This window comes from Mesorhizobium sp. (genome assembly GCF_965229135.1).
Lineage (GTDB): Bacteria > Pseudomonadota > Alphaproteobacteria > Rhizobiales > Rhizobiaceae > Mesorhizobium.
The window spans coordinates 4,570,289-4,596,965 of the sequence record NZ_OZ245860.1; the positions used below are offsets into that span (position 1 = coordinate 4,570,289).

Annotated in this window: 25 protein-coding genes; 14 read left to right on the top strand and 11 right to left on the bottom strand. The window is 63.5% G+C overall.

Annotation, left to right across the window (positions count from 1 at the left end; genetic code table 11):
• Nucleotides 1–425: 425 nt before the first annotated feature.
• Genes fosX through phnG form a run of 4 tightly spaced genes read right to left on the bottom strand, consistent with a single transcriptional unit; the run spans nucleotide 426 to nucleotide 3,028 of the window.
• Nucleotides 426–845, bottom strand: a complete 420-nt coding sequence (gene fosX, locus ACO07C_RS21840) for a FosX/FosE/FosI family fosfomycin resistance hydrolase (protein WP_421916229.1) — start codon at nucleotides 843–845, stop codon at nucleotides 426–428.
• Nucleotides 842–1,954: a carbon-phosphorus lyase complex subunit PhnI gene (locus ACO07C_RS21845; RefSeq protein ID WP_421916230.1), complete on the bottom strand. Its 1,113-nt coding sequence runs from the start codon at nucleotides 1,952–1,954 to the stop codon at nucleotides 842–844. Before ACO07C_RS21845 ends, fosX begins: the two co-directional genes overlap by 4 nt.
• Nucleotide 1,955: 1 nt before the next feature.
• Complete coding sequence (gene phnH, locus ACO07C_RS21850) at nucleotides 1,956–2,567, bottom strand: phosphonate C-P lyase system protein PhnH (RefSeq protein ID WP_421916231.1); 612 nt, start codon at nucleotides 2,565–2,567, stop codon at nucleotides 1,956–1,958.
• Complete coding sequence (gene phnG, locus ACO07C_RS21855; RefSeq protein WP_421916232.1) at nucleotides 2,567–3,028, bottom strand: phosphonate C-P lyase system protein PhnG; 462 nt, start codon at nucleotides 3,026–3,028, stop codon at nucleotides 2,567–2,569. The genes phnH and phnG overlap by 1 nt, the downstream gene beginning before the upstream one ends.
• A 117-nt stretch (nucleotides 3,029–3,145) precedes the next feature.
• Here phnG and phnF point away from each other — a divergent pair, with 117 nt between their 5' ends.
• Nucleotides 3,146–3,895 (top strand): phosphonate metabolism transcriptional regulator PhnF, encoded by a 750-nt coding sequence (gene phnF, locus ACO07C_RS21860; protein WP_421916233.1) that lies wholly within the window; start codon nucleotides 3,146–3,148, stop codon nucleotides 3,893–3,895.
• A gap of 15 nt (nucleotides 3,896–3,910) precedes the next feature.
• Here the strand turns inward: phnF and ACO07C_RS21865 are convergent, their stop codons facing one another.
• The 6 genes from ACO07C_RS21865 to ACO07C_RS21890 form a co-directional block, all read right to left on the bottom strand.
• The gene (locus ACO07C_RS21865; protein ID WP_421916234.1) at nucleotides 3,911–4,927 is read right to left on the bottom strand and encodes a zinc-binding alcohol dehydrogenase family protein; all 1,017 of its coding nucleotides are present in this window, start codon (nucleotides 4,925–4,927) and stop codon (nucleotides 3,911–3,913) included.
• A gap of 68 nt (nucleotides 4,928–4,995) precedes the next feature.
• Complete coding sequence (locus tag ACO07C_RS21870; RefSeq protein WP_421916235.1) at nucleotides 4,996–5,964, bottom strand: ABC transporter permease; 969 nt, start codon at nucleotides 5,962–5,964, stop codon at nucleotides 4,996–4,998.
• Nucleotides 5,961–7,514 (bottom strand): sugar ABC transporter ATP-binding protein, encoded by a 1,554-nt coding sequence (locus ACO07C_RS21875; protein ID WP_421916236.1) that lies wholly within the window; start codon nucleotides 7,512–7,514, stop codon nucleotides 5,961–5,963. Before ACO07C_RS21875 ends, ACO07C_RS21870 begins: the two co-directional genes overlap by 4 nt.
• A 152-nt stretch (nucleotides 7,515–7,666) precedes the next feature.
• Nucleotides 7,667–8,662, bottom strand: a complete 996-nt coding sequence (locus ACO07C_RS21880) for an ABC transporter substrate-binding protein (RefSeq protein WP_421916237.1) — start codon at nucleotides 8,660–8,662, stop codon at nucleotides 7,667–7,669.
• 353 nt (nucleotides 8,663–9,015) lie between these two features.
• Nucleotides 9,016–10,014: an aldo/keto reductase gene (locus ACO07C_RS21885; protein ID WP_421916238.1), complete on the bottom strand. Its 999-nt coding sequence runs from the start codon at nucleotides 10,012–10,014 to the stop codon at nucleotides 9,016–9,018.
• Between the two features lie 61 nt (nucleotides 10,015–10,075).
• On the bottom strand, nucleotides 10,076–11,581 hold the full coding sequence (locus tag ACO07C_RS21890; RefSeq protein ID WP_421916239.1) for a UxaA family hydrolase: 1,506 nt from the start codon (nucleotides 11,579–11,581) through the stop codon (nucleotides 10,076–10,078).
• Between the two features lie 268 nt (nucleotides 11,582–11,849).
• On the opposite strand from ACO07C_RS21890, the gene ACO07C_RS21895 reads away from it, so the two are divergent.
• From ACO07C_RS21895 to gndA, 6 genes are all read left to right on the top strand, one after another.
• Nucleotides 11,850–12,752, top strand: coding sequence for an FCD domain-containing protein (locus ACO07C_RS21895; RefSeq protein ID WP_421916240.1), 903 nt, complete (start codon nucleotides 11,850–11,852; stop codon nucleotides 12,750–12,752).
• Between the two features lie 175 nt (nucleotides 12,753–12,927).
• The gene (locus ACO07C_RS21900) at nucleotides 12,928–13,284 is read left to right on the top strand and encodes a DUF2946 family protein (RefSeq protein WP_421916241.1); all 357 of its coding nucleotides are present in this window, start codon (nucleotides 12,928–12,930) and stop codon (nucleotides 13,282–13,284) included.
• A 100-nt stretch (nucleotides 13,285–13,384) separates the two neighbouring features.
• Complete coding sequence (locus ACO07C_RS21905) at nucleotides 13,385–13,936, top strand: copper chaperone PCu(A)C (protein ID WP_421916242.1); 552 nt, start codon at nucleotides 13,385–13,387, stop codon at nucleotides 13,934–13,936.
• Between the two features lie 44 nt (nucleotides 13,937–13,980).
• Nucleotides 13,981–14,499, top strand: coding sequence for a YcnI family protein (locus ACO07C_RS21910; protein WP_421916243.1), 519 nt, complete (start codon nucleotides 13,981–13,983; stop codon nucleotides 14,497–14,499).
• 54 nt (nucleotides 14,500–14,553) lie between these two features.
• Nucleotides 14,554–16,191 (top strand): copper resistance CopC/CopD family protein, encoded by a 1,638-nt coding sequence (locus ACO07C_RS21915; RefSeq protein ID WP_421916245.1) that lies wholly within the window; start codon nucleotides 14,554–14,556, stop codon nucleotides 16,189–16,191.
• A 126-nt stretch (nucleotides 16,192–16,317) separates the two neighbouring features.
• A complete protein-coding gene (gene gndA / locus ACO07C_RS21920; RefSeq protein WP_421916246.1) occupies nucleotides 16,318–17,742 on the top strand; it encodes an NADP-dependent phosphogluconate dehydrogenase in 1,425 nt (474 codons plus the stop codon).
• Between the two features lie 144 nt (nucleotides 17,743–17,886).
• Here the strand turns inward: gndA and ACO07C_RS21925 are convergent, their stop codons facing one another.
• Entirely contained in the window at nucleotides 17,887–18,930 is a 1,044-nt protein-coding gene (locus ACO07C_RS21925; RefSeq protein ID WP_421916247.1) for a LacI family transcriptional regulator, read from the bottom strand.
• Nucleotides 18,931–19,348: 418 nt separating this feature from the next.
• Here ACO07C_RS21925 and ACO07C_RS21930 point away from each other — a divergent pair, with 418 nt between their 5' ends.
• The 7 genes from ACO07C_RS21930 (at nucleotide 19,349) to mgrA (ending at nucleotide 26,670) form a co-directional block, all read left to right on the top strand.
• Nucleotides 19,349–20,587 carry an ABC transporter substrate-binding protein gene (locus ACO07C_RS21930; protein WP_421916248.1) on the top strand — a complete coding sequence of 413 codons (1,239 nt, stop codon included), beginning with the start codon at nucleotides 19,349–19,351 and terminating at the stop codon, nucleotides 20,585–20,587.
• An 82-nt stretch (nucleotides 20,588–20,669) separates the two neighbouring features.
• Nucleotides 20,670–21,563, top strand: a complete 894-nt coding sequence (locus tag ACO07C_RS21935; RefSeq protein ID WP_421916249.1) for a carbohydrate ABC transporter permease — start codon at nucleotides 20,670–20,672, stop codon at nucleotides 21,561–21,563.
• Nucleotides 21,560–22,480, top strand: a complete 921-nt coding sequence (locus ACO07C_RS21940; protein WP_421916250.1) for a carbohydrate ABC transporter permease — start codon at nucleotides 21,560–21,562, stop codon at nucleotides 22,478–22,480. The genes ACO07C_RS21935 and ACO07C_RS21940 overlap by 4 nt, the downstream gene beginning before the upstream one ends.
• A 5-nt stretch (nucleotides 22,481–22,485) precedes the next feature.
• Nucleotides 22,486–23,577: an ABC transporter ATP-binding protein gene (locus tag ACO07C_RS21945; RefSeq protein ID WP_421916251.1), complete on the top strand. Its 1,092-nt coding sequence runs from the start codon at nucleotides 22,486–22,488 to the stop codon at nucleotides 23,575–23,577.
• A 40-nt stretch (nucleotides 23,578–23,617) separates the two neighbouring features.
• Nucleotides 23,618–24,364 carry a sugar phosphate isomerase/epimerase family protein gene (locus ACO07C_RS21950; RefSeq protein ID WP_421916252.1) on the top strand — a complete coding sequence of 249 codons (747 nt, stop codon included), beginning with the start codon at nucleotides 23,618–23,620 and terminating at the stop codon, nucleotides 24,362–24,364.
• Between the two features lie 11 nt (nucleotides 24,365–24,375).
• Nucleotides 24,376–25,518 (top strand): Gfo/Idh/MocA family protein, encoded by a 1,143-nt coding sequence (locus tag ACO07C_RS21955; protein WP_421916253.1) that lies wholly within the window; start codon nucleotides 24,376–24,378, stop codon nucleotides 25,516–25,518.
• A gap of 120 nt (nucleotides 25,519–25,638) precedes the next feature.
• Complete coding sequence (gene mgrA, locus ACO07C_RS21960; protein WP_421916255.1) at nucleotides 25,639–26,670, top strand: L-glyceraldehyde 3-phosphate reductase; 1,032 nt, start codon at nucleotides 25,639–25,641, stop codon at nucleotides 26,668–26,670.
• Nucleotides 26,671–26,677 lie beyond the last annotated feature (7 nt).

The window sequence follows — 26,677 nt, forward strand, 5'->3', positions numbered from 1 at the left end:
GGCTGGGTGGCCATAGGTGTTTTGCTGCTGATCTTTGCCGGTATTGTTGTTGCCCTGTGGCCGCGAAAGCTAAATCGTCCAAATGACAGCAACGACATCCCTCCCATGCCTGGTTCTCACCGTGGAAATATTGGAAGCGGATCTCATTACGCAGCCTTCAATCCCTCGGCGTAGCGCGCCAGCAAGGGCCCAACTCGGATGACCCCAACCGGATGGACGCACGTCGCAATCCTGCTGTTCATATTTGGCGGCGTCGTCATCTTTGTCGTCACACGCCAGAGCCTTTCCAGACAAAGGAACGGTTCGGGTGGCAATGATTCCTTCTCCGGCGGACAAGATGGCAGCTATGGGAGCCATACTGTCCATTCTCATGATGGCGGCGGACACGACGGCAGTGGCGGGCATGGAGGTGGAGACAGCTAAGGTCATTCCACAGCCTCCAATCCCCGCGCGTAGCGTCCCAGCCGGTCGGCCAGCGTGCCGGTGTGCAGTTCGAACATGTGGTTGTCGTCGTCGTAGAAATAGATCGAGCGGCCTTCGCCCTCGACGCGCGGGCGTGGAGGTCTCAGTTCGAGGCCTAGTCCGCCGATGCGGTCGAGGTAATCGTCGAAATCAGCCTCATCTATCTTGAAGGCGATGTGGTTGTAGCTGCGCTGCGGCAATGCCTCGCCTTCCATGATGGCGATCCAGATGTCACCGATCAGGAAGAATTTTTCGCGCGAGAGCGAGAACTGCTCGGCGTCGCTGGCATAGACTTCGCGTGCATCGAAAACGCCCTCGAGGATTTCGGTCATCCGGTCGAGGTCGCGGACGATGAAGGTCATGTGGGACAGGCCTTCGATCATTCCGCGGCCTCCCGCTTCTCCTCGACCTTCGCGGGATTTTCACGCGCGTCGTATTCGGCGCGCATGCGGCGCACGAGGTCGAGTTCGGCCTGGAAGTCGACATAGTGCGGCAGTTTCAGATGCTCGACGAAGCCCGTCGCCTGGACATTGTCGGAATGCGAGATGACGAATTCCTCGTCCTGTGCGGCCGCGACGACATCCTCGCCGAGTTCGGTCGCACGAAGAGCGCGGTCGCACAGCGCCATGGCCATCGCCTTGCGTTCGCTCTGGCCGAAGACCAGGCCGTAGCCGCGCGTGAATTGCGGCGGCGCCTTGGCCGAGCCCTTGAACTGGTTGACCATCTGGCATTCGGTGACGCGCACCGTGCCGAGCGGAACGGCGAAGGGCAATTCGGGTACGTCGAGCTCCAGCTCGACCTCGCCGATGCGGATCTCGCCGACAAAGGGATGGTTGCGGGCATAGCCGCGCTGGGTGGAATAGCCGAGCGCCAGCAGGAAACCCTCGTCGCCGCGTGACAGCGCCTGCAGGCGAATGTCGCGCGCCATCGGGAATTCCAGCGGCTCGCGGGTGATGTCGCCGGGTACATGATCCTTCGGCATATCGCCATCCGGCTCGATCAGGCCCTCGCGGGCCAGGATGGCGGAGACGCGCGGCATGGCCTCGGCCGCACCGGCGCGTTGCCGAGGTTCGGCGACATCGCCGCCAGCGGCGAGCTCGGGGTCGAGCAGGCGGTGCGTGTAGTCGAAGGTCGGGCCGAGCAGCTGGCCGCCGGGCAGGTCCTTGTAGGTCGCCGACACGCGACGCTCAACCTGCATCGCTCCGGTGTCCATCGCCTTGGTGTAGCCGAAGCGCGGCAGTGTGGTGCGATAGGCACGAACCAGGAAGATCGCCTCGATCATGTCGCCGCGTGCCTGGACGATGGCGAGTGCGGCCAGTTCACGATCGTAGAGCGAACCTTCGCTCATCACCCGGTCGACGCCGAGCGCCAGCTGCTCGACGATCTGGTCGAGGCGAAGTGCGGGGACGGAACGATCACCGCGCCGACGGTCGGCAAGCAGGCTGTGGGCGTTGGCGATTGCGGCCTCGCCGCCCTTTACCGCGACATACATCTTACGCCTCCATCGTCTTGATGCGCGTGGTGCGCGGCAGGCAGGCAATGCTGTCAGGCGTGGCAAGGATGATGTCGATGCCGCGCGGAAAGCGCTGGTTGTTCTGTTTCCATTGCTCGACGAAGTGGCGCGGCATCTGCGCCGGCGCGATCGTCGCCGTCGTCTCGATGCCGGGGCCCTGCAGCAACAGAGGCGTGCCCGAGGCAAGATCGCTCATCTGCAGGATCAGCGTCGTGGAGCGGTCGGGATATTCCTGGGTGCCTTGCGAAAACCCGTCGAGCGCCATCATTTCGCAAGGGGAGGTGATGATAGCGAAATGGGCATCGGCCGGCGTGTTGGCCAGTGGCGCGCCGGAGTGGAACCCTAGCCAGGATTTCACCGTCACGGCAGCCTGCAGCGCAGGGTCGAGCCACACCGGCGTGTCGTTGTCGCACAGCGCCAGCGCGATGGCGCCGGCCGTCGCCGACAGCGGCGCCGGGGGGCGGGCAAGGGCCGGCAGTTTCAGCACGGTGCCTGGCCGCGCCATCGCGTCCATAACGCCGCGAAAGACCGTCTGGGCATTGAACACGGGATCGGCGAAGCCGCCCTCGATCGATTGGGCCGTGATGTCCATCAGTCTTCTCCGCGTACCATGGTGAAGAAATCCACTTTCGTCGCCGCCGTCTCGGCGCGGCTTTTTTCTCGTGCCCTGGCCAGTTCCTCCTGCAAGGGTGCGATGATCCTGGTCTCGACTTGGGCTCGCCGGACAGGGTCCTGCCAGAGCGCGTCGGCAATCGCCGCCAGCTTCGCCTTCTGCTTGTCCCGGCCGAGAGCGTAGCAGTGGCCAACCTGTCCTGACGGAAGCCGCACAGTGGCGCGCGTTACCGTCGCCTCGCCGACGTTGAACGGGGCGCCACCGCCGCCGATCCGGCCGCGCACGGTGACCAGCCCCGTTTCGGGGCCGCGCAGCAGCTCGGCCTGCGCGGGCAGACCGGACTCGTTCCACAGGCGAACGATGTCGTCGCCACTGGATTGCGCCAGGGTCGCCATGGCGGCCTTGCGCTCTGCCTGGTCGCGCGCTTCCTGTCCTCGCATCGAACCTTCCTTTCGGTTTCGAATTTGTCTAGTGATATAGACAACTATACAAATTATACCTATTATCTAGCGCGTGTCCATGACGGGTGGATGACAGGGGCAACAAGGGCGTGGAACATGGCTGGGCAGCATATGGCCAACAGTATCGAGCGGCGCAGCGGCGTCTCCCTGTGGCGACAGATCGCCGACAGGATCCTGCAGGCGATCGCCGCCGGCGACTTCCCCGAGAACGCCGCGCTACCGCCCGAGGTGGCGCTGGCGGAGCGCTATGGCGTCAACCGCCATACGGTGCGCAGCGCCATAGCCGCGCTTGTGCAGGAAGGCGTGCTCAGGGCGGAGCAGGGACGCGGGACGTTCGTGCTGTCGCGCAAGCGCCTGTCCTATCCGATCGGCGCGCGGACGCGCTTCTCGACAGGCCTGCAAGGGCAGACGACAGAGCGCCACATCTTGTTGCTTGCTTCATGCGTCGAGCCGGCAAGCCAGCGCGTCGCGGAGGGTCTTGGCCTTGCCAAGGGCTCGAATGTCATCCGTCTGGAAACGCGCGGCCAGGCCGACGGGCTGCCTGTGTCGCGCGCCGCCGGCTGGTTCGATGCCAAACGCTTTGACGGCATCGACAAGGCCATGGCGCAGACCGGTTCCATCACCGCATCGCTGGCACGTTTCGGCATCGACGATTATCTCAGGCAATCCACGGTGCTGTCGGCGCGCCACGCCGACGCGACGGATCTTGCGGATCTCGACCTGCAGCCCGGCGCCATCGTGCTGGTCACCGTCTCCGTCAACGTCACGCCGGACGGCCAGCCGATCCAGTTTTCAGAGTCGCGGTTTCCGGCTGAGCGGGTGGAGCTCAAATTGTCGGCATTGTAGGCTGCCGCTGGCTGGCTAACCGATCTCGATCACTGCCTTTATCAGGCCGGATTTCTCATGCGACCAGCGGGCGAGATGGGCTGGTGTTTCGGCCAGCCTGGTGCGGTGGGTTACGAGCTTTGCCAAGGGAACCGCGCCGTTGCGGATCGAGGCGGCGACATGGTCGAAATCGGCGCGCAGCGCGTTGCGGCTGCCGATCAGCGTCATCTCGCGCTTGTGGAATTCCGGGTCGGAGAAGCTGATGTCGTCCTTGACGACGCTGACCAGCACCAGCGTTCCGCCATGAGAGACATGGGCGAAGGCCGACTGCACCGACTGGGTGTTGCCGGTGGCGTCGAAGACGACGTTGAAACCGTCGCCACCGGTTGCCTGCCTGACCAGGTCGGACGCCGCGCCGCGCGAGCCGTCGAGGGTCTGGAAGCCGAGCTCACCTGCCGCGAAATCCAGCCGTTCACTGCTCATGTCGAGCAGAGTCACGTCGAGCCCGGCAATGCGGGCGAAGATCGCCGTGCCAAGCCCGATCGGGCCGGCGCCGATGACCAGCGTGCGCACGCCAGGTTCCGCCCGCGCGCGCCGCACGGCATGCGCGCCGATGGCCAGGAACTCGACGGCGGCGGCATCGGCCAGCGACAGCCCGTTGGCAGGATAGAGGTTCTGCTGGGGAACGAGGATTTCCTCGCACATGGCGCCGTCACGATGGACGCCGAGCACCTCGATGCCGACGCAGCAGTTCGGCTTGCCATTTCGGCAGGCTATGCACTTGCCGCAGGACAGATAGGGATTGATGACGACCGGCTCGCCAACGGCAAGAGCGACGCCTTCACCGATGTCGATGATGGTTCCCGACACTTCGTGACCCATCACGCGGGGGTAGGCGAGGAAGGGGTGCTTGCCTTCGAAGATATGGTAGTCGGTGCCGCAGATGCCGACATGGCTGACCGCGACCAGCGCCCAACCGGGAGGCGGTGCGCCGGGCGCGGGACGATCTTCCAGGACAAGGTCGCCGGGCGAGCGGCACACGACAGCTTTCATGCTTCAATCCAATCGGTTGGTGCATCGCCGGCTCCGGCAGGCCGGGCCGGCGATTGATATCGATGCGCCTACTTCCCGCCGCGTCGGCGCAACCCGTCGAAGTAGACGATAATGATGATCAGTGCGCCGGTGATGACACGCTGCCAGAAGGCGTTGACGTTGAGCAGGTTGGCGCCGTTGTTGATGGTGGCCAGGATGAACGCGCCGAGCAGAGGCCCCTGCACGGAACCGACCGCGCCGAACAGCGAGGTGCCGCCGATGACGGACGAGGCGATCGCCTGCAATTCCCAGCCCTCGGCCTGGGTCGGATTGCCGATGCCGATGCGCGAGGCCAGCAGCACGCCGACAAATGCCGCGCACAGGCCAGAGAGCGTGTAGGCCATGAAGATGGTGCGCTGGACGCTGACGCCGGACAGGCGCGAGGCCTCGGCATTCGAGCCGACCGAGAACAGGTAGCGCCCCCAGCGGCTATGCTGCAGGAAGACATAGGCGGGGATGCCGACCAGGAGGACCATCCAGAACAGGTTGGGAATGCCGAGGAAGGAATTGCGCGAGAACTCCTGGAAGGCATCGTTGTTGATCGAGATTGAATTGCCGTTGGTCATCAAAAGGCCGATGCCGCGCAGCGAGGTCAGCGTCGCCAGCGTGATGATGAAGGGCGGCAAACCCATCTTGACGATGCCGAAGCCATGAAACAGGCCGATGGCGACACCGACCAGCAAGGTCAGGAAGATGGCCAGGAAAACCGGTAGGCCGGCATTGATCAGCATCGCGGCAATGACGGTGGCGAAGCCGACAACGGCGCCGACGGAAAGGTCTATGCCGCCGGTGATGATGACGAAGGTCTGCCCGACTGCAAGGATCGCGATCATCGAACCCTGGCGCAGCAGGTTCGAGATGTTGTTGGCCGATGCAAAGCTTGATGTGGAGAAGGACAGGATGACCCACAGCAGCACCAGCAGGGCCAGAAGCGTCAGGCCGAACAGGGCGTTGTAATTGCGCTTTGGTTTTTCGGCGGGAATAGCCTCGGTGCTCATGTCTGTCCTCCCAGCGTTTCTTGTTTCTCGGCGAGCGCCTGCGTCAGAATTTCCTCGTGATCGGCGCTACGGAACCCATGCGTGGCCACCAGCTTGCCGCGCCGGAACACGTGCAGCGTGTCGGCGAGTTCGTAGACCTCCGGCAGGTAGGACGAGATCAGGATGATGCCGGCGCCCTTGGACAGCAAGGCACTAAACAGGCGGTAGATTTCCGCCTTTGTGCCGACATCGACGCCGACGGTCGGCTCGTCGAAGATGAACAGCCTGGCGCCATGGGCCAGCCATTTGCCGATGACGATCTTCTGCTGGTTGCCGCCCGACAGGCTGGAGGCCAAAGCGCCGCGTGTCGGGGTCTTGATCCTCAGATCGGCGATCTGCCGGTCGGCCTCGGCTTTCTCCTGCGAGCCGGAGATCAGAAGATTCTTGGAGATGCGCTTGTAGATCGGAAGATTGAGGTTGAGGCCGACCGGCAGGTTGAGGCAGAGGCCCTGGTCGCGGCGGCTTTCCGGCGCCAGCGCCATGCCGAGCTTGATGGCGTCATGCTCCGAGTTGACCTGGACCGGCTTGCCGTCCCAGAGAATCTCGCCAGCCGATTTGCGGTGGCGGCCATAGACCGTGGTCACGAACTCGCTGCGCCCGGCGCCGATCAGGCCGTAGAGGCCGACGATCTCGCCGGCGCGGACGGTCATCGAGACATTCTCGAAGCCCTTGCCCGAGAGGTTCCTGGTTTCCAGGATCGTGGCACCCGGCGTGAAATGCTCCTTGTGGTAGATCTGCTCGATGGAGCGGTTGATCATCATCCTGACCAGTTCGGCGTCGTTCGTCTCGGCGATGTTCCTGGTGCCGACCAGCGTGCCGTCGCGCAGCACCGAGACACGGTCGGCGAGCTCGAACACTTCCTCCATGCGATGGCTGATGTAGATGATCGTCACGCCTTCGCCCTTCAGCCGGCGGATCAGCGTGAACAACTGATCTGCCTCCTTGCGAGTGAGATACGCGGTCGGCTCATCGAAGATCAGGAACTTGGTGCCGCGCACGGTGGCGCGGGCCGCGGCAATCAGCTGCTGCTGGCCGATGGTCAGGTCGCCAAGGTTGACATGCGCCGGCAGGTCGAAGCCGAGATCGTCGATGATCTTCTGTGCTTGCCTGACCATGGACCGTTGCTGGAGGATGCCGAAACGGGAATTCTCCTCGCCCAGGAACATGTTGGCGGCGACCGTGAGGTGGCGGCAGAGCACGACCTCCTGGTGCACGGCGTTGATGCCCAGCGCCATCGCCTCGTGCGGCGTGGCCAGCGCGGTCGGCTTGCCTTCCCAGATGAGGTCACCGGACGTGCGCGGCATGACGCCGGTCAGAAGCTTGATGAGTGTCGATTTGCCGGCGCCGTTCTCGCCGACAATGGCGTGGATTTCGCCTGCCTTGAAGGCGAGGTTCACGGGCTTCAGCGCGTGCGTGCCGGGGTATTTCTTCTCGAGGCCGCGCAGTTCGAGGATCGTCCTGCCGGGCTCCAGCACAGGGGCCGGATGGTTTTCCTGCGCCGTCGACGTCATGACAATCCTCCCAGATTGGTCTCACGATGGGCACGTGGCGATGTCTTGACACGCCTCGATCGCAGCCTAGTCCAAGGCGGCGGATTTCCAAGCCGTTTGTGCGGGGATGTTTCCGGGGCAACGGCGCCCCGGAAACCATTGTGCCTCGATGCTCAGTTGAGCTTCGGGTTGAGCAGTGCGTCGATCTTCGGCTCTTTCATGTTGGCCTTGGTCACCAGATTGGCGCCGGTGTCGACATTGGCCTCGACCTTCTCGCCCTTTGAAGCGGCAAGCGCGGTCTTGATGCCGTCATAGCCCATCCGGTACGGATCCTGGACGACGAGGCCCGAGATCACGCCGTCATTGAGGAACTTGATCAGCTTCTCGTCGCTGTCGAAGCCGATCAGGGCCAGCTTGCCGGCAAGCTTGTTCTCGGCCACGGCCTGGCCAACGCCCTGCGCCATGATCAGGTTGGAGGCGAAGATGCCCTTCAGATCAGGGTTGGCGGTGATCAGGTCGGTCGCGATGTTGAGGCCGGTCGTGGCCTGGCCGTCGGCATATTTGTCGGCCACCAGCGTAAGGCCGGGATATTTTGCCTTCAGCTGTTCCTTGAAGCCCTGGGCGCGCTGCTCGAGAGAGCCAGCGCCGGGAAGCGCGGTGATCAGGGCAACCTTGCCTTCGACCTTACCGCCATTGGCGGCGCCGATGGCTGCGGCAAGGCCGTCAGCGGCGACGCGGCCGCCCTGGACGTTGTCGGTGGTCAAGAACGAGGTGAAGGCCTTGGAGTCGGCGCCGGAGTCGATGCCGATGACCTTGACCTTGGCGGCTGCTTCATCGATCGGCTTGCCAAGGGCCTTGAATTCCGTCGGCGAGATGACGATCGCGGCCGGGTTGCCGGCAACGGCGTTCTCAAGGATCGAGATCTGGCCGTTGACGTCGGTTTCAGCCTGCGCGCCGAGTTCCGGAACATTGACGCCGAGGTCCTTGCCGGCCTTGCGGGCGCCGGCCAGAACGATCTGCCAGTAGAAGGACGTGGTATCCTTGACGATGATCGGAATGGTCACGTCCGCCGCCGAAGCGGGGGCCGAGTGCATCACGCCGGCTAGCATGGAGGCGGCCGCGAGCGCCACGAATGCGCGGCGGTTGAGAATGCTGGTGACGAATTTCATAGGTTTCCTCCCTAAGTCGCCCGGTGAACGTTACGGAAGCTCCGTTCGGATAGGCGCGGCCCAAACAGAACTTTATCAATAAAAAACATTTACCGCTTTTTGATAGTGCATCGGTTCGGGCGATGCAAGCGGTGTTTCGTATGGTCCTCCCGACCCGGCGACGAGGATGCTTGTCCCCCGTCACCTTCACGCGCTTCCGTTTCGTTCTGAAACGGTACGGAATATTAATTCCATACATTAGTCAATATGGAATATTCATTCTTTTATGGGGTCGCGCGAATGTGAAGCCGGTCCGCCACGGCGGGCATCCGCCGGTCTCCCCGGCCGCGGGCATCGGTGAATGCCGCGCAACATCAAGCCAGCTCCTGCACGACCGCGTAGGGATCGTATTTCGCGAATTCCGTTTCCGGGATCTCGATATCAAGCAGTTCAAGGTTGCGCGTCAGGTTGGTGGCCTTCGCCGTGCCGGTCAGCACGGTGGCGACAACGGGCTCGCGCAGCGGGAACTGGAACGCCGCCGCCGCAAGTGGATAGCCGCCATCGCCCGCGATCTTCTCCATCGCATCGACGCGGTGCAGGATGTCTTCGGTAGCCGGCAAATAGTCGAAATGGGCGCCGACCACCGGCCCCGTTGCCAGAATGCCGGAGTTGAAGACGCCGCCGATGACCAGCGATGTCCGTTGTTCGCGGCACAGCGGCAGCAATTCTGCCTGCGCGCTGCGATCCAGCAGCGAGTAGCGGCTGGCCAGCAGGATGCAGTCGAGCGGCGCCCTTCGCATCACGTCCAGGCAGATCCGTACTTCGTTGACGCCGAGCCCATAGGCGGAGATGGTGCCGGACGACTTCAGTTCCTCCAGCGCCCTCAGCCCGCCATCCATCAACTGGCGAAAGTGCAGCTTGGTCTTCTCGACGCCATGCGTGTAGGTGCCGATGTCATGCACATACAGGATATCGATCTTGTTGAGGCCGAGCCGTGCATAGCTGAAGTCGACCGAGCGCATGATGCCGTCATAGGAGTAGTCGTAGTCGACGGCGAAGGGGAGCGGATCGACATAGGAGTGATCGGGAACCTGATCCTCCGGAACTGGCCGGAGCAGGCGGCCGACCTTGGTGGAAAGCACATAGGAATCGCGCGGCTTGTAGCGCAGGAAGTCGCCGAAGCGCCGTTCGGAAAGGCCGAGGCCGTAGAAGGGCGCGGTGTCGAAGTAGCGCAAGCCCGCGTCCCAGGCGCCCTGCAGCGTTTCCATCGCCGCCTCGCGTGGACAGGCACGGTACAGACCGCCGAGCGCGGCGCCACCAAAACTGACTTCGGTGACCTCGAGCGCCGTCCTGCCGATGCGGCGTTTCTCCATGCGAGCCTCCCGTCCCCCGGCCGCTGTCCGGCCTGTCACAATCTTTGCCGTCAGTCAGGAATCAGAGCGTGGCTCCGAGGTGCCAGGGCACGAACTCATTGTCGCCGTAGCCGAAATCCTCGCTCTTGGTCTTGCGGCCGGAAGCCGTCTCGACGATGAGCTCGAAGATCTCGCGGCCCATGCCGGCGATGGTCTTTTCGCCCGAGGCGATGACGCCGCAGTTGACGTCCATGTCTTCTTCCATCGTGTGGTACATGGTCGAGTTGCTGGCGACCTTGATCGACGGCGTCGGCCGGCAGCCGAAGCAAGAGCCACGACCCGTGGTGAAGACGATGATGTTGGCGCCGCCGGCCACCTGGCCGGTCGCTGAAACAGGGTCGTATCCCGGCGTGTCCATGAATACGAGGCCGTGCCCGGTGACCTTCTCGGCGTAACCGAACACACCGTTGAGCGGCGTCTGGCCGCCCTTGGCCACCGCGCCCAGCGATTTCTCCAGGATGGTGGTCAGGCCGCCGCGCTTGTTGCCGGGCGAAGGGTTGTTGTCGATCGAGGCGCCATGCTTGGCGACGTGTTCCTCCCACCACTTCACGAAGCCGTCGAGTTTCTGGGCGATCTCGGGCGTTGCCGCGCGATAGGCGAGCAGATGCTCGGCGCCGTAGATCTCCGTCGTCTCGGAGAGGATGCCGATGCCGCCAGCGTCGGCGAGGATGTCGACCGCCGCGCCCAGAGCCGGGTTGGCGGTGATGCCGGACATGCCGTCGGAGCCGCCGCATTGCAGGCCGACTATGATTTCGCTGACCGGGATCGGTTCGCGCTTGAGCTGGCCGACTTCCTCGGCGATCTCGGCCAGAACGCCCATGGCCTTCTCGACCGATTTGCGCGAGCCGCCGGCGTCCTGGATGTTGAAATGGCGCTTTCCAGCCGCCGCGCCCTTCTGTCCGTAAAGAGTGAGCTGGTTGACTTCACAGCCCAGCCCGACCATCAGCACGCCGCCGAAATTGGGATGGCGCGTATAGCCGGCAAGCGTGCGGTGCAGCACCATCATGCCGTCGCCGGTACCGCTCATGCCGCAGCCTTGGCCATGGACGATCGGGACGAAGCCGTCGATGCCCGGATATTTTGGCAGCAGCGTGCGGTTGGCCTGGTCGGCGATGGCGTGGCAGACGGTGGCCGAGCAGTTGACGCTGGCAATGATGCCGATGAAATTGCGCGTGCCAGCCCGTCCGTCGGCGCGGCGGTAGCCCATGAAGGTGCGGGCGCGGTCGGCCTCGGTGGCATGGACGGCCTCGGTCGGCGGCACCACGGGCAAACGGCCGGACTCGAAGACCAGATTGTGCGAATGGACGTGCTCGCCGGGCGCGATATCCTGCGTGGCGCGGCCGATCGCCTGCGCATACTTCACCACCGCGGCGCCGGCGGCGATCGGCTTGATCGCCACCTTGTGGCCGGGCTCTATGAGTGCCGTTGCAACGGCGCCGCCGGGCAGCACCGTTCCAATCTCGATGCGCCCATTGGCGACGGCGACATTGTCGGCGGGAGACAGAAGAATGCTATTCGAGGCGTTCACGGGCGGTTTCCTGGGTAATCCTGGGATGCGCGGGCGGATTGACACGCGCCTGTTAAGAGGTAATGTCTTTTATCGTGAAAAAACAGTTTTGCGTCAATTGTTTTTTCGGGAGAGCGTCGCGCATCCACCTGGATGCGCGGTGATCCGGCACTGGGCCTGCGCGTGAGCCGAAAAGCGATTTTGCTTTTGAGGGGCATGCGCTAGGAGCATCCGTAATATCGCGCTTCAAGCCGGCCGCCGCAAGCGCCGGGGCGCAACGGGGCAGGGGATGTCGAAGAGCAACAACGTTTACAAGGACGCCTACAATCGCTGCCTGCGGCTGCTGGACGAAACGCACAACCTGCCCTCCGAGCCGGAACTGGGTACGCTGCTTGGCGTCAGCCGCACCACGGTGCGCACCATTCTCGCGCGCATGGAAGAGACAGGTCTGATCGCCTGGAACAAACGCGCCAAGACGGTGTTGCGCGAACCACGCCCGGACGACTTCTTTCCCGAGGAAGAAACCGATTCGCTGGCCGAGATCATCGAGCGCAGCTTCATGCGGCGCCTGCTGGCCAGCGGCGCCGAGGCCGGCATGCAGATCAACGAGCTTGAACTGGCGCGCGAGATCGGGGTGGGCACCACCAGCGTGCGCGAATTCCTGATCCGCTTCTCCCGCTTCGGCCTGATCGAGAAGCGGCGCAACAGCCATTGGGTGCTGAAGGGTTTTACGCGAGCCTTCGCGCTGGAACTGACCGAGATCCGCGAGATGTTCGAACTGCGTTCGGCCGCGGCCTTCGCCGCATTGCCGGAAGACAGCCCGGTCTGGGCCGATCTCGACAGGCTGGAAGACGAGCATCGCCTTTTGGCGCGCGAGATCGCCACCCGCTTCAATGAATTCTCGGAGCTGGACGAGCGCTTTCACCGGCTGATCCACCGCGCTTCGCACAACCGGTTCATCGTCGATTTCTACGACGTCATCGCCATGATCTTTCACTACCACTATCAATGGAACAAGGCGCAGGAGCGCGAGCGCAACGAAGTGGCTGTCAGCGAGCATCTGGCCTATATCGCGGCGCTCAAGTCGCGCGATCTCGGCAAGGTCGACGCCGCCTGCCGCAAGCACCTGAAGTCCGCGCGACAGACGCTGCTGACGTCTATTCCCGAGGGCCGCCAGCCGGCCAAGGCCTGACGCGCGTGATGGGCTTTGGCCTTCTTCCAAACGGTACTTCGGCGACATGCTGTCATCGCGCCGCGTTGCCGCAGCGATGATTTGGCGATTTTCCGATTGTCGCGCCCGTGATAGGTAGTTCCCGTGTTTGCTTGACGAGGCAATTGGGTTGAACATCCGGGGAAGATGCAGAAGCATGCCGGTCGCGCTTGTCGCGGCCTATCTGCTGCTGCTCCAGTCCGTGCTCGGCGCGTTTGCCTTCGGCACAGGGCCGCTTGCCGCGCAACTCGATGCCTTCGGCAACGTCATCTGTACCCATGAGGGGGCAGCCGAGCTTCCGGCCGGCGACCAGCACCCCGCGCATATGCCGGCATGCTGCACGCTTGGCTGCAGCATGGTTTCGCACGCTTATGTGCCAGCGCCCGAGAGCGGCATGGAGCTGGCCAGCCTTACTTTCGAGACGGTCGCGTTCGTCTTCCCAGCGATTGTCCATCTCGACTTCGCGCGCGAGCGTTCGCCGTCAAACCCGCGCGCTCCGCCAATCCCGGCCTGAGCCCTTTCGTCCCGTGGAACCTTTCGCGGGACCCCGCATCCAACAACCGGAACCATTCGCGACCGACCATCGGCGCGATCCCATTTTCATGGAGCTACCCATGTCCCATCCTTTCAAAACCGCCGCGCACGCGCTCTTGTTCGGGCGCCGCGGCGCTTTTCCGCGCAAATTCGAAGAGCGTCTGGGCTTCGCCGTTTTCGTTCTCGCCCTGCTGTTCGTCAGCGCCCACGGCGTGCTGGCGCATGAGTTCAAGGTCGGTGATCTCGAGATAGAGCATCCCTGGTCGCGCGCCACGCCGGCCGGCGCCAAGGTGGCCGGCGGCTATTTCACCGTCACCAACAAAGGCAGCGCGCCGGACAGGCTTGTGTCGATCTCCTCCGACGTCTCGGACAAGGCGGAACTGCATCAGATGTCTGTCAAGGACGGCGTCATGACCATGCGGCCGGTCGCCGAAGGCCTGGAAATCCCGGCCGGCGGCAAGGTCGCGCTGGCGCCTGGCGGCTACCATTTGATGTTCATTGGCCTGAAGCGGCAGCCGAAACAGGGCGAAAAATTCGCGGCCACCCTGACCTTCGAGAAGGCCGGCCCTGTCACCGTCGATTTCGCCGTGGAAGGCATGGGCGAGATGGGCGGAATGGATCACGCCGACTGACGGCGCCGACCGGTATCACAAATTTCGAAATCCGAGGGACCAACATGAACAAGTATCTTCTGGCGGCCGGCGCGCTGCTCGTGCTCGGCACAGGCACCGCCTTCGCCCACATCACGCTTGAAACGCAGGAAGCGGCTGTCGGCTCCACCTACAAGGCGGTTTTGCGCGTGCCGCATGGCTGCGACGGCAAGGCGACGACCGCCGTGCGTGTGCAGATCCCGGAAGGGGTGATCGCGGTGAAGCCAATGCCGAAGCCCGGCTGGACGCTGCAGACCAAGAAGGGCAAATACGAAAAGACCTACCAGCTCTATGGTCAGGCCGTGACCGACGGCGTCAAGGAGGTCGACTGGAGCGGCGGCAATCTGCCGGATGAATTCTACGACGAGTTCGTTTTCCGCGGGACGTTGACGGCGGATCTGCCCGTCGGCCAGAAGCTCTATTTCCCTGTTGTGCAGGAATGCGACGGCGCTGCCGACCGCTGGATCGAGGTCCCGGCGGCAGGCCAGGACGAGGATGCGCTGGAGACCCCGGCGCCCGGCATCAAGCTCCTGCCCAAGAAATGATCTTTGGCGGCGCGCTTCGGTCAACGGCGCGCGCCGCCTGTTTGCGATAACGACATGAACGCGGCATTCCTTCGGCAAAGAACCCATATGACCGGCCTTGGCATCGGGCGCGTGACTATCGGCCTGCTGCTGGCGTTTCTATTGCTATCGGCTGCGATGCTGCCGGGGCGGGCTTTTGCCCATGCCGCGCTGATCACGACGGAGCCGGCTGACGGCGCCGCGCTGGAACAAAGCCCCGCGCAATTTTCGCTGACCTTCAGCGAGCCGGTGTCGCCGCTGGTGCTGACGCTGGTGAAGCCCGACGGCACGCCGGTTGCCCTGACCGCCTTCCGTCTCACCGACCAGACCGTCACAATCGACAATCCGCGAACGCTGGGGCGCGGCACGCATGTCCTGAGTTGGCGGGTGATTTCCGCCGACGGCCATCCGGTCGGTGGTTCGGTGCTGTTTTCCGTCGGCGCGGCCACCGAGCCGCCCGCGGTGTCCGAACCCGTCGACTGGGGGCTGCGATCGGCGATATGGATCGGCAAGGTCGCCCTCTATATTGGGCTCTTTCTTGGCGTCGGCGGCGCTTTCGCGCTCGCCTGGCTCGCACAGGACGACCGTTCCGGCCAGCGTTTCGTCATCGCCGCCATCCTGTGCGGGCTGGTCGCGGCACCCCTGTCGATCGGATTTCAGGGGCTCGATGCGCTTGGCGCGCCATTCGCCCGGCTGGCGCGGCCGATCATCTGGCGGACCGCGCTCGGAACCAGTTTCGGCTGGACGGCGCTGATCGCGCTGATGGCGCTGGGGCTCGGCTTGTTGTCGGTGGCAGGGCCGCGCGCCGCATCCAGGCTGTTCGCCCTGGCCGGGCTCGCCAGTGTCGGCACAGCCCTTGCCGCCAGCGGTCACGCCAGCGCGGCCGAGCCGCAATGGCTGACGCGGCCGATGGTGTTCGTGCACGGCATTGGCATCGCTTTCTGGGCTGGTGCACTGGTGCCGCTCGGCCTTGCCCTCAAGAGAGGGTCGGCGGATGCTGGGCCATTCCTGCGCCGGTTCTCGCGGACGATCCTGCCCGTCGTGGGCGTACTGGCGGTTGCCGGCATCGTGCTGGCCGTCATTCAGGTGCAGGCACCGTCGGCTCTCTTCGACACCGCCTATGGCCGGCTGCTGCTTATCAAGCTTGCGCTGCTGTTTTTCCTTTTCGCACTCGCTGCCTTCAACCGCTGGAGGCTTACTGGCCCGGCCGAGGCCAAAGACGCCGGAGCACGAAGAAGCCTTGCCCGCTCGACCGGCATTGAGATGCTGATCGTGCTGGCCATTTTCGGCGTTGCCGCCGGTTGGCGTTTCACACCGCCGCCGCGTGCGCTGGCGATCGCCGCTTCGCAACCGGCGTCGGTGCATATCCATGCGTTGAAGGCGATGGCCGATCTCAGCATCGCGCCCGGCCACGCCGGGCCGGTTGCCGCCTCGATCATCATCATGACCGGAGACTTCGGGCCGCTCGACGCCAAGGAGGTGACGCTGGTGCTGTCGAAACCCGACTCCGGTATCGAGCCGCTCAAGCGGCCAGCAACAAAGCCTGGCGATGGCAGCTGGCGCGTCGACAAGCTGGTGATCCCGGTGCCGGGCCGGTGGACGGCGCGGGTCGACATTCTGGTCTCGGACTTCGAGATCGTGAAGATCGAGGCGCCCATCGACATCAGGCCATGATGCTCTATATCGCCCGCTTGTGGCGCGGCGGTTGACGCAGGCACGAAGGCCCGTCAATCATCGCGGGCAAATTGGGCATCGCCCCAACGGGCTCCAACAACAAGATCCGAAAGCAGGGAAGAAACGATGGAAAAAGCCGAAATCGGCCTGATCGGCCTTGGCACGATGGGTTCCAACCTGGCGCTCAACATCGCCGAGCACGGACACCGCATCGCCGTCTTCAACCGCACCAGGGCACGCACCGACGCCTTTGTCGAGAATGCCGGCGCGTTGAAGAACATGGTGGTTCCCTGCTACAGCCTGGAGGAACTCGCCGCCGCGATCCGGCCGCCGCGCCCGATCATCATCATGGTGCTGGCCGGCAAACCGGTCGATGAACAGATCGCGGCGCTGCGCGGCGTCCTGTCGGCGAATGACATCGTCATCGACGCCGGCAACGCCAATTTCCGCGACACGATGCGCCGCTTCTCAGAGCTTTCCGGCTCCGGCCTTACCTTCATCGGCATGGGCGTATCCGGCGGCGAGGAGGGCGCGCGCCACGGCCCGTCGATCATGGTCGGCGGCACGGAAGACTCATGGAAGCGCGTCGAGAAGGTGCTGACCGCCATCTCCGCCAAGTTCAAGGACGAGCCTTGCGCGGCGTGGCTCGGCACCGACGGGGCCGGGCATTTCGTCAAGACCATCCACAATGGCATCGAATATGCCGACATGCAGATGATTGCCGAGATCTACGGCATCCTGCGCGACGGGCTCGGCATGGGGCCGAAAGAGATCGGCACCGTGTTTTCCAACTGGAACAAGGGCCGGCTCAATTCCTACCTGATCGAGATCACCGCCAAGGTGCTGGCCGCCGACGATCCCAAGACCGGCAAGCCGGTGGTCGACATCATCCTCGACCGCGCCGGCCAGAAGGGCACCGGGAAATGGTCGGTGATCGAGGCGCAGCAACTGGGCATTCCGGCGACGGCGATCGAGGCGGCGGTGGCCGCGCGCGTGCTGTCGTCGATCAAGGACGAGCGGCTGGCGGCCGACAAAGCCTATGGCAATATCGGCGTGACGAAGATTTCCGGCGACAAGGATGCGTTGCTGCACGATCTGGAACTGGCACTGTTCGCCGGCAAGATCGCCGCCTATGCGCAAGGTTTCGCTGTGATGAGCGGCGCGTCGAAGGAGTTCAACTGGAACCTGCCGATGCCGACCATCGCCAAGATCTGGCGCGCCGGCTGCATCATCCGCTCGCAGATGCTGGACACGATGGCCGAAGCCTTCGGCAAGGGCTGCGCCTCGACCAATCTCCTGATGGCGCCGGCCTTCATCACCATGATGCAGGAGGCGCACCCGTCGCTTCGGCGCGTGGTGGCCAAGGCATCGGAGGCCGGTGCGCCGGTGCCGGCGCTGTCGTCGGCGCTCGCCTATTTCGACAGCTATCGCCAGGGTCGCGGCACCTCGAACCTGATCCAGGCGCAGCGCGATTTCTTCGGCGCGCATGGCTTCGAGCGCATCGGCGAACAGGGCGCGTTCCATGGTCCGTGGGGCAGCGGGGCCGCCTAGGTACATTGATATTCGGGTGATGCCGGCCTGCAAATGGCGTCTTTCTGCGCTTCCGGTGCTCACGGACCAAAAAGTCCGCTGCGCTCCGGTTCTCGACAGACGCCATTTTCGACTCGGCCTGACCTGAATCTCAACGCACCCAGGCTAAGGGCGAGCGGCGAGCACTTCGCTCGGCACGCTCAGGCTTTGCAGCGTGCCGGGCGCCGCGCCGCCGATCCAGCCCAGCACCGAACGGGCGAGTTCGGCGCCGGCCAGCCGGAAGTCTTCGTTGACGACCAGCAATTCCCTGCGGAACAGGTGCAGCAGGTCCGACGACTGCTTGGACACGACATCGACGTCCCGACCAAGCTTGAGGCCTGCATCCTCGATGCCGGCGACGATGGCGAGCGTCGCGGCGGCGCCGCTGCTGATAAAACCGTCGGGCCGGTTCTCACGGCGCATGACCTGCGCGGTCCGCATCCTGATCTGATCGATGGAATGGTCGATCGAAACCGTGTTGAACGGGATTTCGCTGGCGCCGGCCTCGCTCAATGCGTCGGCGAAGCCGTTCACCGTATGACCGTGATAGGTCAACCCGACCGGTGGCGCCAGCAAGGCCAGCCTGCGGCGTCCCATGCCGGCCAGGCAGCGTACCGCCTCGGTCGCGAAGGCGTAATTGTCGAAATCATGATACGGATGGATGAGCCCCATATCGGTACGGCCATGCGTGGCAAAGGGAATGCCGCGCTCCAGCAGATAGCGGGCCCTGGGGTCGTTCGGCTGCGTGCGCGAGATGATGACGCCGTCGGCGGATCCGGTCTCCACCAGATAGCGTATGGGGTCCAGCGGATCCTGCGAGCGCGAATAGGGCGTGACGATCAGGTGATAAGGCGTGTCGGCGATCACTTCCGAGACGCCGTAGATGATGTCCGAGACAAAGCTCATGATCTCATGCTCGGTGTTGAGCACGAGGCTGATGACGTTGGTCTTGCCGGTGCGCAGGCGTACGCCGGCACGGTTGGGCCTATAGCCGATCTGCCTGGCGACAAGCTGGACGCGCCGTTTGGTCTCGGCGCCGATTTCAGGCGCGTCCTTCAAGGCGCGCGACACGGTGGTGACGGCGAGCCCTGTCATGAAGGCGAGCGTCTTCAGCGTCGGCCGGTTCCGGGCCGCTGCTTCGTCGTCCTTGTCCGCCTGGTGCCTGTCCATCCGTCCCGCCTCGTCAGGCGCATTAGCAGCCGGCGCGCGGACCGGCAATCGCCGGTATCGCCGCAGGACACAACTCTCGCCTGACAAGGCGCTAATATACTGAAACGTTACAGATTGTCACCGCTGTCAAGCAAAGGATCGGGGCGGGAAGCAAAACCGGTCGGGAAAGCCGCAAAGGAAAACCGTTTGGAATCAGCGGGGAATCGCACCTCGTCAGCGCCTGTTGCCGGATTTCGTGCATTGCAGCATCATTTCGCGGTGAATCATGTCGTATTGCAGCGCGCCGAGCGGATCCATGGTGAATGAATTTGTTCGCGTCTCGAATAAATATCAAGCCGGTTTCAGGCCGAGGGTTGCACACCCAAAACAATTGCCGTATCAAAAATCTGTAACGTTTCAGATTCTGGGAGGAACCGAAATGCGATACAAACTCACGACTGCCGCGCTGGCAGCGACGGCCGCGCTGCGGTTCGCCGGTCCGGCGGCGGCGACGGACCTGGAAGTCACCCATTGGTGGACCTCCGGCGGCGAGGCGGCGGCGGTCGCGGAATTCGCCAAGGCGTTCGACGCCACCGGCAATCATTGGGTGGACGGCGCCATCGCGGGCTCGGGCGATACGGCGCGGCCGATCATGATCAGCCGCATCACCGGCGGCGATCCGATGGGCGCCACCCAGTTCAACCATGGCCGCCAGGCCGAGGAACTGGTGAAGGCTGGCCTCATGCGCGACCTGACCGATCTCGCCAACAAGGAACACTGGAAGGACGTCATCCGTCCGGCCAGCCTGCTGGCCGAATGCACGGTCGACGGCAAGGTGTACTGCATCCCGGTCAACATCCATTCCTGGCAATGGCTGTGGCTCTCCAGCAAGGCCTTCGCCGACGCCGGCGTGCCGGTGCCGAAGAACTGGGACGAGTTTGTCGCGGCCGCGCCCGCGCTCGAGAAGGCCGGCAAGGTGCCGCTCGCCGTCGGCCAGCAGGCCTGGCAGACGTCGGGCGCGTTCCAGGTGCTGATGGTGGCGATCGGGGGGCCCGACATCTACAAGAAGGTCTATGGCGACAAGGATGCCAAGGTCGCCGGCGGGCCGGACGTGGCCAAGGTGTTCAAGGCCGCCGATGACGCGCGCAAGATGTCGGCCAAGTCCAAGGTGCAGGACTGGAACCAGGCAACCAATCTGGTCATCACCGGCCAGGCCGGCGGGCAGATCATGGGTGACTGGGCGCAGGGCGAATTCCAGCTCGCCGGCCAGGTCGCCGGCAAGGATTACAACTGCCTGCCGGGTCTCGGCGTCAACGCCGTCATCCAGACCGGCGGCGATTCCTTCTACTTCCCTGTGCTCAAGGATCCGGAAAAGTCCAAGGCGCAGGAAGTGCTGGCCTCGACCATGCTGTCGCCAAAGACACAGGTTGCCTTCAACCTGAAGAAAGGCTCGCTGCCGGTGCGCGGCGATGTCGATCTCAATGCAGCCAATGACTGCATGAAGAAGGGCCTGGACATCCTGGCAAAGGGCAACACCATTCCCGACACCAACCAGCTGATGACCGAGGATTCGCTGACCCAGGTCAACGACCTGTTCGCCGAGTTCTTCGCGACGCCGACGATGACGCCCGAAGATGCGCAGAAGCGCTTCGCCGACATCGTCGCCAAGGCAGATTGACGACCCGTCTATCGACACTCCGGTCCTCTCGCGAGGGCCGGAGGGAAGCCGCAACGCGATCCGATCCGGTGAGGCGCATCCCATGACCGAACAGACTGTCAGGCGGCCCAGCCGTTTGTTTCGCAATCTCAACGCCAAGATCGCGTCGATCCCTATGATCCTCAACGCGCTGGTCATCTTCCTCGGCGGCACGGTCTGGACGATCGTCTATTCCTTTACCGATTCCAGGCTGCTGCCGCGACTGAATTTCGTTGGCCTCGACCAGTACCGCCGGCTTTGGGTAACGCCGCGCTGGCTGGTCGCGGTCGAGAACCTCGCCATCTACGGCGCCTGCATGCTGGTCTTTTCGCTCATCATCGGTTTCCTGCTGGCGGCGCTGCTCGATCAGAAAATCCGTTTCGAGGACACGTTCCGGACCGTCTTCCTCTATCCGTTCGCCCTGTCCTTCATCGTCACCGGACTGGTCTGGCAATGGATCCTCAACCCGAATTTCGGCGTCCAGCATGTGGTGCGCGAGCTCGGCTGGAAGAATTTCGCCTTCGACCCGCTCTATGATTCCAGCATCGTCATCTTCGGCATCCTGATCGCCGCGCTGTGGCAGGGGACGGGCCTGGTCATGTGCCTGATGCTGGCCGGGCTGCGCGGCATCGACGAGGACATCTGGAAGGCTGCGCGGGTGGACGGGATACCCACCTGGAAGACGTACGTCTTCATCATCATCCCGATGATGCGGCCGGTGCTGATCACCACGCTGGTCATCATCGCCGCCAGCATCGTCAAGGTCTACGACCTGGTCGTTGCCCAGACCAGCGGCGGTCCCGGCATCTCGTCGGAAGTGCCGGCCAAATACGTCTACGAATACATGTTCCACGCCCAGAATCTCGGCCAGGGCTTTGCCGCCTCGACGATGATGCTGCTCTCGGTGGTCATCGTCATCGTGCCGTGGGCCTATCTCGAATTCGGGCGGCGCAAATGAGCGTTGCAAATACTACTGCCAGCGCCCTTCGGGAGGTCACCGGGCCCTACGGTCCGAAGCCGCGCCGCGTGTTCTCGCGCCGCAACATTTTCCTCTACGGCACGCTTTTCGTCGTGGCGGCCTACTACCTCCTGCCGCTTTATGTGATGGTCGTCACCTCGCTCAAGGGCATGCCGGAAATCCGGCTCGGCAACATCTTCTCGCCACCGCTCGAGATCACCTTCGAGCCCTGGGTCAAGGCGTGGTCGACCGCTTGCACCGGTCTCAACTGCGACGGGCTTTCGCGGGGCTTCTGGAATTCGGTGCGCATCACCGTGCCGTCGGTGTTCCTGTCGATCGCCATCGCCTCGGTCAACGGCTACGCGCTCGCCAACTGGCGCTTCAAGGGCGCGGATTTCTTCTTCACCATCCTGATCGTCGGCGCCTTCATCCCCTATCAGGTGATGATCTATCCGATCGTCATCGTGCTGCGCGAGATCGGCCTCTACGGCTCCATCTGGGGCCTGGTGCTGGTGCACTCGGTCTTCGGGATGCCGATCCTGACGCTGCTGTTCCGGAACTATTTTTCGTCGATGCCGGAGGAACTGTTCCGGGCCGCGCGCGTCGACGGCGCCGGCTTCTGGGGCATCTATCTCCGCATCATGCTGCCGATGTCGCTGCCGATCTTCGTCGTCGCCATCATCCTGCAGGTGACCGGCATCTGGAACGACTTCCTGTTCGGCGTCATCTACACCAAGCCCGACACCTATCCGATGACGGTGCAGCTCAACAACATCGTCAATTCGGTTCAGGGCGTGAAGGAATACAACGTCAACATGGCCGCGACGCTGATCACCGGCCTGGTGCCGCTGGTCGTCTATTTCGTGTCCGGAAAATTGTTCGTGCGGGGCATTGCCGCCGGTGCGGTGAAAGGTTGATCGCGATGGGCACCAGCGTTTCGATCCAGGACCTGTCGCTGAGCTTCGGCGCCGTGACCGTGCTGCGGACCCTCAATCTCGATGTCGCGGACGGCGAGTTCATCGTGCTGCTCGGTCCCTCGGGCTGCGGCAAGTCGACCTTGCTCAACTGCATTGCCGGCCTGCTTGATGTCTCGCAAGGCCGCATCTTCATCAAGGGCAAGAACGTCACCTGGGAGGAGCCCAAGGACCGCGGCATCGGCATGGTGTTCCAGTCCTACGCGCTCTACCCGCAGATGACGGTGGAGAAGAACCTGTCCTTCGGGCTGCGCGTCGCCGGCACGCCCAGGGACGAGATCGCCAAGCGCATCGCGCGCGCGGCCGAAATCCTGCAGATCGAACCGCTCTTGCAACGCAAGCCGGCCGCACTTTCCGGCGGCCAGCGCCAGCGCGTGGCGATCGGGCGGGCGCTGGTGCGCGACGTCGATGTCTTCCTGTTCGACGAGCCGCTTTCCAATCTCGACGCCAAGCTGCGGGCGGAGTTGCGTGTCGAGATCAAGCTGCTGCACCGCAAGCTGAAGAACACCATGATCTACGTCACCCACGACCAGATCGAGGCGATGACGCTGGCCGATCGCATCGCGGTGATGAAGGGCGGGGTGATCCAGCAACTCGATGCGCCTCAGACGATCTACAACCGCCCGGTCAACCGCTTCGTTGCCGGCTTCCTCGGCTCGCCCGCGATGAATTTCCTCGACGGTCAACTGAACGGGGACGGCAGTCCAGTCTTCAAGACCGGCAATGTCGCGGTGCCGCTGGACCGCTATGCCTTCGAAGGTGATAGCGGCAGCCGCCCGGGCCCCTGCGTTTTCGGCATAAGGCCGGAGCATGTGGCCTTTGGCGAGACCACGAATACCATGCCCTTCGCTATCGATGCCGAGGTCGAGATCGTCGAGCCGATGGGCTCCGACACGCTGGTGTGGACAAAGCTCGGCGGCCATAATTTTTCTTTCCGCGTCGAGGCGGAAAAGACGCTGCGCAACGGCGATCCGATCAGGATCGGCTTCGATCCTGCCCGCGCTTCGCTGTTCGACACCCAATCCGGCAACCGCATGTAACTCCCAAAACATCCATCCCCCAAGCAAACGGAAAGAGACGATGAACTGGTCATTCCAACTCTACAGCGCCCGTAACTTCCAACCCTGGGAAGGCGTGCTTAATACGCTCGGCAAGCTCGGCTATACCCAGGTCGAAGGGTTCGGCGGCGTCTATGACGATCCCAAGGCGTTCCGCGCTGAACTCGACAGGAACGGATTGGCGATGCCGACCGGGCATTTCTCCATCGACGCGCTGGAGAACGATTTCGACGGCGTGCGCAAGACAGCCGATGCACTCGGCATCAAGCTGGTCATCTGCCCCTATCTCGTGGCAGAGCAGAGGCCGGCCGATGCCGCCGGCTGGCGCGGTTTCGGCGAGCGCCTTGCGAAGGTCGGCGAGGCGGCTAAGAAGGCAGGCTATGGCTTTGCCTGGCATAACCATGATTTCGAGTTCAAGAAACTCGCCGACGGATCGGTGCCGCAGGATCTCATCTTCGCCGCCGCGCCCGACATTGGCTGGGAGATGGATGTCGCCTGGGTTGTGCGCGGCGGTGATGATCCGCTGCCCTGGATCGAGAAGCATGGCAAGCGCATCAGCGCCGTGCATGTGAAGGACATCGCCAAGCCGGGCGAGGGGGCTGACGAGGATGGCTGGTCGGATGTCGGCCACGGCACCATCGACTGGGCCGCCCTGATCAAGGCGCTGCGCGCAAGGAGCGCCGCCAAATACTACGTCATGGAACAGGACAATCCCAACGACATCGAGCGCTTCGCGCGCCGTTCGATCGCAGCCGCCAAGGCCTACTAGGAGCAACCAGCATGGCAAAGAAACTTGGCATTGGCGTCATCGGCTGCGGCAACATCTCGAAAGCGTATTTTTCGCTGGCGCCGCTGTTTCGCGGCATCGAGATGCGCGCCTGCGCGGACATCAACATGGAGGCTGCGAAGGCGCGGGCGAAGGAATTCAAGCTGCGTGCAGAAACAGTCGACGATCTGCTCAAGGCAGACGATATCGACATCATCGTCAACCTGACCATTCCCGCTGTTCACTATGAGGTGTCGAAGCAGGTGCTGGACGCCGGCAAGCATGTCTATTCGGAAAAGCCTTTCGTGCTGTCGGTCAAGGAAGGGCTCGACCTCAAGAAACGCGCCGAAGCCAAAGGTCTGCGCATCGGTTCGGCGCCCGACACATTCCTCGGCGGCGCCCATCAGTTGGTGCGCGACCTGATCGATACCGGCAGGCTCGGCAAGATCACCAGCGGTACCTGCCATGTGATGAGTCACGGCATGGAGCACTGGCACCCCAATCCGGACTTCTTCTTCCAGCCGGGCGCAGGTCCGGTGCTCGATGTCGGACCTTACTACATCACCAACCTGATCCAGTTGATCGGGCCGGTAAGGCAGGTGGCGGCCTTCGCCTCGATCCCGGCCAAGGAGCGCACCATCTCGTCCAAGCCGCGCGCGGGTGAGAAAGTTCCGGTCAACACGCCGACGACGATCCACGGTGTGATGGAGTTCGAGAATGGCGCGGTCGTCACGCTCAACGCCAGCTGGGACGTCTGGGCGCATGGCCACGCGCCGATGGAACTCTACGGCGAGGAAGGCACGGTGTTCGTTCCCGATCCGAACTTTTTCGGTGGCGATGTCCGTTTCACCGAAGCGGACAAGCCGGTCAAAAAGCTGCCTAAATGGAAGCACCCGCTGGGCGTGCCCAACGAGATGCACGGGCATGGCATGATGGCCAATTACCGCACCGCCGGTCTCGCCGACATGGCGCTGGCGATCGTCGAGGGGCGGCCGCACCGCTGCTCGATGGACCTGGCGCTGCACGCCGTCGATGTCATGACCGGCATTTTGCGCTCGGGCGAGACCGGCAAGTTCGTGGCCATGCAGACGACCTGCGAGCGTCCAGCGGCACTTGGCGTGAAGGCTGCCAAGGAGTTGCTGGTAAAGAAGAAATAGGCGATGTGCCTCAACCCTCTCCCCGTTCTCGCGGGGAGGGGGTAAGGGAGAATGGAAGAGCCGACTCATCGCCTTGGCGCGGTGGCAACAGCCCGGCTCGCATTCATTCGAGGATTTCCGATGCCCTACACGCCCGCCGAAAACCGCTATGAAAACATGATCTACAATCGCTGTGGCCGCTCCGGTCTGAAACTGCCGGCGATTTCGCTGGGCCTGTGGCACAATTTCGGCGACGACACGCCGCACAGCACCAAGCAGGCGATCGCGCGCAAGGCTTTCGACCTCGGCATAACCCATTTCGATCTTGCCAACAATTACGGCCCGCCGCCCGGTTCGGCCGAGATCGCCTTCGGCGAGATCCTGCGCGCCGATTTCGCCGGTTATCGCGACGAGATGATCATCTCGACGAAGGCCGGCTACGAGATGTGGGCCGGTCCCTACGGCGAATGGGGCGGGCGCAAATACATGCTGGCCAGCCTCGACCAGAGCCTGAAGCGCATGGGGCTCGACTATGTCGACATCTTCTATTCGCATCGCTTCGATCCGGATACGCCGCTGGAAGAGACGATGGGCGCGCTCGACCATGCGGTGCGTTCCGGCAAGGCTCTCTATGCCGGCATCTCCTCCTACAATTCGCAGCGCACGCGCGAGGCCGCCGATATCCTCAAGCGGCTCGGCACGCCCTGCATTATCCATCAGCCGAGCTATTCCATGCTCAATCGCTGGGTCGAGGACGACGGCCTGCTCGACACGCTGGAAGGGCTCGGCGTCGGTTCGATCGTGTTCTCGCCATTGGCTCAGGGCATGTTGACCAACAAATATCTTGGCGGCCTCCCCGATGGCAGCCGTGCTTCCCAGGGCAAATCGCTCAGCACGGCCTTCATCAACGACAAGACCATCGCCAACATCAAGGCGCTGAACGCGATCGCGGGCAAGCGTGGGCAGACGCTGGCGCAGATGGCGCTGGCCTGGGTGCTGCGCAAGGGCCGGGTGACTTCGGCGCTGATCGGCGCCAGCCGGCCGGAACAGGTCGAGGATTGCGTCGGTGCGTTGAAGGCGCTCGACTTCGGCGATGCCGAACTCGCCGAGATCGACACCTATGCGCGCGAGTCCGACATCAATCTGTGGGCGGCTTCCGCGGAACGCGACTGACCGTCCA

Coding starts and splice junctions, on each gene's coding strand:
- fosX (WP_421916229.1), bottom strand. CDS start 845: ATGATCGAAGGCCTGTCCCACATGACCTTCATCGTCCGCGACCTCGAC.
- ACO07C_RS21845 (WP_421916230.1), bottom strand. CDS start 1,954: ATGTATGTCGCGGTAAAGGGCGGCGAGGCCGCAATCGCCAACGCCCAC.
- phnH (WP_421916231.1), bottom strand. CDS start 2,567: ATGGACATCACGGCCCAATCGATCGAGGGCGGCTTCGCCGATCCCGTG.
- phnG (WP_421916232.1), bottom strand. CDS start 3,028: ATGCGAGGACAGGAAGCGCGCGACCAGGCAGAGCGCAAGGCCGCCATG.
- phnF (WP_421916233.1), top strand. CDS start 3,146: ATGGCTGGGCAGCATATGGCCAACAGTATCGAGCGGCGCAGCGGCGTC.
- ACO07C_RS21865 (WP_421916234.1), bottom strand. CDS start 4,927: ATGAAAGCTGTCGTGTGCCGCTCGCCCGGCGACCTTGTCCTGGAAGAT.
- ACO07C_RS21870 (WP_421916235.1), bottom strand. CDS start 5,964: ATGAGCACCGAGGCTATTCCCGCCGAAAAACCAAAGCGCAATTACAAC.
- ACO07C_RS21875 (WP_421916236.1), bottom strand. CDS start 7,514: ATGACGTCGACGGCGCAGGAAAACCATCCGGCCCCTGTGCTGGAGCCC.
- ACO07C_RS21880 (WP_421916237.1), bottom strand. CDS start 8,662: ATGAAATTCGTCACCAGCATTCTCAACCGCCGCGCATTCGTGGCGCTC.
- ACO07C_RS21885 (WP_421916238.1), bottom strand. CDS start 10,014: ATGGAGAAACGCCGCATCGGCAGGACGGCGCTCGAGGTCACCGAAGTC.
- ACO07C_RS21895 (WP_421916240.1), top strand. CDS start 11,850: ATGTCGAAGAGCAACAACGTTTACAAGGACGCCTACAATCGCTGCCTG.
- ACO07C_RS21900 (WP_421916241.1), top strand. CDS start 12,928: ATGCCGGTCGCGCTTGTCGCGGCCTATCTGCTGCTGCTCCAGTCCGTG.
- ACO07C_RS21905 (WP_421916242.1), top strand. CDS start 13,385: ATGTCCCATCCTTTCAAAACCGCCGCGCACGCGCTCTTGTTCGGGCGC.
- ACO07C_RS21910 (WP_421916243.1), top strand. CDS start 13,981: ATGAACAAGTATCTTCTGGCGGCCGGCGCGCTGCTCGTGCTCGGCACA.
- ACO07C_RS21915 (WP_421916245.1), top strand. CDS start 14,554: ATGAACGCGGCATTCCTTCGGCAAAGAACCCATATGACCGGCCTTGGC.
- gndA (WP_421916246.1), top strand. CDS start 16,318: ATGGAAAAAGCCGAAATCGGCCTGATCGGCCTTGGCACGATGGGTTCC.
- ACO07C_RS21925 (WP_421916247.1), bottom strand. CDS start 18,930: ATGGACAGGCACCAGGCGGACAAGGACGACGAAGCAGCGGCCCGGAAC.
- ACO07C_RS21930 (WP_421916248.1), top strand. CDS start 19,349: ATGCGATACAAACTCACGACTGCCGCGCTGGCAGCGACGGCCGCGCTG.
- ACO07C_RS21935 (WP_421916249.1), top strand. CDS start 20,670: ATGACCGAACAGACTGTCAGGCGGCCCAGCCGTTTGTTTCGCAATCTC.
- ACO07C_RS21940 (WP_421916250.1), top strand. CDS start 21,560: ATGAGCGTTGCAAATACTACTGCCAGCGCCCTTCGGGAGGTCACCGGG.
- ACO07C_RS21945 (WP_421916251.1), top strand. CDS start 22,486: ATGGGCACCAGCGTTTCGATCCAGGACCTGTCGCTGAGCTTCGGCGCC.
- ACO07C_RS21950 (WP_421916252.1), top strand. CDS start 23,618: ATGAACTGGTCATTCCAACTCTACAGCGCCCGTAACTTCCAACCCTGG.
- ACO07C_RS21955 (WP_421916253.1), top strand. CDS start 24,376: ATGGCAAAGAAACTTGGCATTGGCGTCATCGGCTGCGGCAACATCTCG.
- mgrA (WP_421916255.1), top strand. CDS start 25,639: ATGCCCTACACGCCCGCCGAAAACCGCTATGAAAACATGATCTACAAT.